This window comes from Finegoldia magna, assembly GCF_018371055.1.
GTDB lineage: Bacteria > Bacillota > Clostridia > Tissierellales > Peptoniphilaceae > Finegoldia > Finegoldia magna_I.
This window is the reverse complement of sequence record NZ_JAGYZD010000201.1, coordinates 1-3,138: the sequence shown is the minus strand read 5'-3', so window position 1 is coordinate 3,138 and position 3,138 is coordinate 1. Positions and strand designations below refer to the sequence as shown.

Below are 3,138 nucleotides of genomic sequence, written 5' to 3'. Positions count from 1 at the left end.
AAATCATTTACTAAAAATGCTGATTTGGTTGTAACTGCAGTTGGAAAAGCTAAAATGTTTGATGATTCTTACTTTACTGAAAATTCTTATGTAGTAGATGTTGGAGTTAGCTTGGATGAAAACGGAAAATTATCAGGCGATGTTAATCCAGAAGTTAACGTAAAAGTATTGGCAAATAGCGTTGGTAAAATCACAACAAGAGTACTATTGTTGCAAATGGTTGAAGGCGCTTTGAATAGACAATAATTTTTATTTCAAAGACCTCTTTATCTTAATTGATGAAGAGGTTTTTTGATTGCAATAAACTAAAAGTGTATAATAGATTAGGTGATAATTTTGAAAATAGGCGCAGTAATAATGGCAAGTGGTTTGTCCAAGAGAATGAAAACTGACAAATTAATGCTACAATATAATGATAAATTTATTTTTGAATATATTATTGATTTGGTAGCAAAATCAAACTTTTATGATAGAATTGTGATTACAAATAATTCTACGATAATAGAATATTGTAACAAAATAGGAATCAAAACGCTTAATAATCCTAACAATGAAAATGGACAGAGCGAATCAATCAAATTAGGGGTCAAATATTTTAAAGAAATGGATGGTATTTGTTTCCTAGTTTCTGATCAGCCATTATTAACAGAAATTTCAATAGAAAAATTAATCAATTCATTTGAGAAAGATAAAATTTGTCAACTGAAGTTCAAGGACAAAGTAGGAAATCCCGTAATTTTCTCAAAGAAGTTTTTTAATCAATTATTATCACTGAAATACGACGAAAAAGGTTCAATAATTAAGAACAAGAATTTGAATGATGTAAAATATGTAGACGCTGATTTCGAAAGAGAATTAATGGATATTGATACAAACGATGATTATGAAAGGATTTTAAATGCAGAAAATTTGTTTGATTAGAGGCGCAGGTGATATCGCAACTGGTACAATTCAAAAACTTGTTCGCGCAGGATTCAAATGCGTTGTTACTGAAGTTTCAAATCCAAGTAGTATCAGAAGAAAAGTATCACTTTCTGAGGCAATTTATGAGAAAAAAGCGACTGTTGAAGATATAGAAGCTGTTTTGTGTGAAAACTTGGATGAAATTGACGAATACTTAGAACAATACAATCCTGTGATAATAGTTGACCCAAAACTTACGATATTGGATAAGAAGAAATTCGCTGTCGTGGTGGATGCTATATTAGCGAAGAAAAATACTGGACTTAAAAAAAGTATGGCAGACATCACGATTGGTTTGGGCCCTGGTTTTGAAGCAGGAGTTGATTGCGATATTGTGATTGAAACGATGAGAGGTCATGATTTGGCAAGAATTATCGAACAAGGATTTGCAAAGAAAAATACAAAAGTTCCAGGAATTATCAATGGATATTCAAGTGAAAGAGTAATATACTCTGATTGTAATGGACAATTTACTCATATTAAAAATATTTCGGATATTGTTAAAAAAGGAGAAATCATTGCAAAAGTCGGAAATAATTTTATAAGAGCGACTTTGGATGGCGTAATAAGAGGAATGATTAGGGATGATTTTGAGGTCACAAAAGGACTTAAAATAATTGATATTGACCCTAGATATGAAGAAGTAAAAAATTGTTTTACAATTAGCGATAAAGCTAGAGCAATTGGTGGAGCTGTTTTGGAAGCAATTATGATGTTAGAAAACAGGAGAGATAAGGATGCAAAATGATGTTTTGTTAGAAATGTACAAATCTTTGGAAGATGGATATAAATGTATGATGGTGACTTTATTTAAAAATAAAGGATCAGTTCCAGGAAAACAAGGAAATATTATGGCTGTTCGTGAAGACGGAAAAACTTTTGGGACTGTGGGCGGTGGTGCTATTGAACACCAAGTAATCCAAGATTCCATTGAAAACTTAAAAAAAGATAGTGACTTCGAATTTGATTATGTACTTAATGAAGGAGAAAAGGTCAGTATGAGTTGCGGGGGTAGAGCTAGTGGTTTTGGTAAAGTATTTTTCCCAAAACCAACGTTGATTATTTTCGGAGCAGGACATTGTTCGCAAAAACTAGCTAGAATTGCAACTTTAACTAATTTTGAAGTAATTGTAGTTGATGATAGGGACGAGTTCATTTACAATGAAGATTTTTCTAATATTAAAAAATATATCAATAAAGAAATCAAGGATTCTATAGATGATTTGAGATTTACATCTGATACTTTTATAATATCTGCAACTAGAGATCATAAGCACGACGAAGATGTTGCATTTAACATTTTGAACAAACCTCATAAATATTTCGGAATGTTGGGCTCCAAGAAAAAAGCAGACACGTTAAAACGAAATTTGATAGAAAGAAATGTGGACAAAAACTTAGTCGACAGTATAAATGTTCCGGTGGGACTCGATATTGATGATGGATCTGTAGAAGAAATAGCTATTTCGATAATGTCTCAAATTCTGAAAGTGAAGAACGGCAAATAATTTAAGCATGACTTAAAAGTCATGCTTTTTTACTTGCTATTCATTTTTATTTTGGCAATCTGGACAAATCCCTCTAAATTCAAGAGAATGTGAGTCGATTTTAAAACCTGTTTTGTCTTCCAAATCCATCTCAATTTTTTTAACTGGGCAGTGATCTATAGGAATAATTTTGCCGCAAGATTCACAAATTATACTGTGTTTATGTTTTTTGCCTTTTAATCTGTAATATGAAATGCCGTCGATTTCACAAACAACTTCAACTATTTCTTTATTTTTTAATATTTTTAAATTTCTGTAAATTGTAGACAGATTGGAGTCTTCTTTTTTCTTGAAAATCTCATACAAATCTTCTGCAGAGATAGGCTGCTCAGATTTTTCTAAAATCGATATTATAAGCTTTCTTGCTTTTGTAACTTTTAAACCATTTTGTAATAAGATTTCGTTTTTCATATTATCACCTATAATTATTATATCATTTTATTATGAAATATTTTAGAACTGTTTAAAATTTGAAATCGAAAGAATGCTACAATTTGTCAACTTTTTCGTCATTTATATCTAAAAATTCGCAAATTAGTGGTATAATATATAGTTAGTGAAATAAGGAGAGTTGTTTATGAACATTTTATTTTCACCACCTGATATTTCTGATAAAGAAATTGAAGAA

4 protein-coding genes and 1 pseudogene are annotated in these 3,138 nt (G+C 30.5%); 4 read left to right on the top strand and 1 reads right to left on the bottom strand.

The features are described from left to right. From KHW44_RS07895 to KHW44_RS07880, 4 genes and pseudogenes are all read left to right on the top strand, one after another. Nucleotides 1-246, top strand: a pseudogene (locus tag KHW44_RS07895) (bifunctional 5,10-methylenetetrahydrofolate dehydrogenase/5,10-methenyltetrahydrofolate cyclohydrolase); the annotation flags it as partial. An 81-nt stretch (nt 247-327) separates the two neighbouring features. Beyond that, a complete protein-coding gene (locus KHW44_RS07890; protein WP_304068110.1) occupies nt 328-921 on the top strand; it encodes an NTP transferase domain-containing protein in 594 nt (197 codons plus the stop codon). Beyond that, the gene (gene yqeB, locus KHW44_RS07885) at nt 899-1,711 is read left to right on the top strand and encodes a selenium-dependent molybdenum cofactor biosynthesis protein YqeB (RefSeq protein WP_304068106.1); all 813 of its coding nucleotides are present in this window, start codon (nt 899-901) and stop codon (nt 1,709-1,711) included. Before KHW44_RS07890 ends, yqeB begins: the two co-directional genes overlap by 23 nt. Then, nucleotides 1,701-2,471 (top strand): XdhC/CoxI family protein, encoded by a 771-nt coding sequence (locus KHW44_RS07880; RefSeq protein WP_304068103.1) that lies wholly within the window; start codon nt 1,701-1,703, stop codon nt 2,469-2,471. The genes yqeB and KHW44_RS07880 overlap by 11 nt, the downstream gene beginning before the upstream one ends. Before the next feature lie 36 nt (nt 2,472-2,507). Here KHW44_RS07880 and KHW44_RS07875 read toward each other — a convergent pair whose 3' ends face one another. Further along, on the bottom strand, nt 2,508-2,921 hold the full coding sequence (locus KHW44_RS07875; protein ID WP_304068100.1) for a Fur family transcriptional regulator: 414 nt from the start codon (nt 2,919-2,921) through the stop codon (nt 2,508-2,510). Nucleotides 2,922-3,138: the final 217 nt, after the last annotated feature.

Bases quoted from the DNA above. Each gene is read 5' to 3' on its own strand.
- yqeB (WP_304068106.1), top strand. From the start codon at position 899: ATGCAGAAAATTTGTTTGATTAGAGGCGCAGGTGATATCGCAACTGGT.
- KHW44_RS07880 (WP_304068103.1), top strand. From the start codon at position 1,701: ATGCAAAATGATGTTTTGTTAGAAATGTACAAATCTTTGGAAGATGGA.
- KHW44_RS07875 (WP_304068100.1), bottom strand. From the start codon at position 2,921: ATGAAAAACGAAATCTTATTACAAAATGGTTTAAAAGTTACAAAAGCA.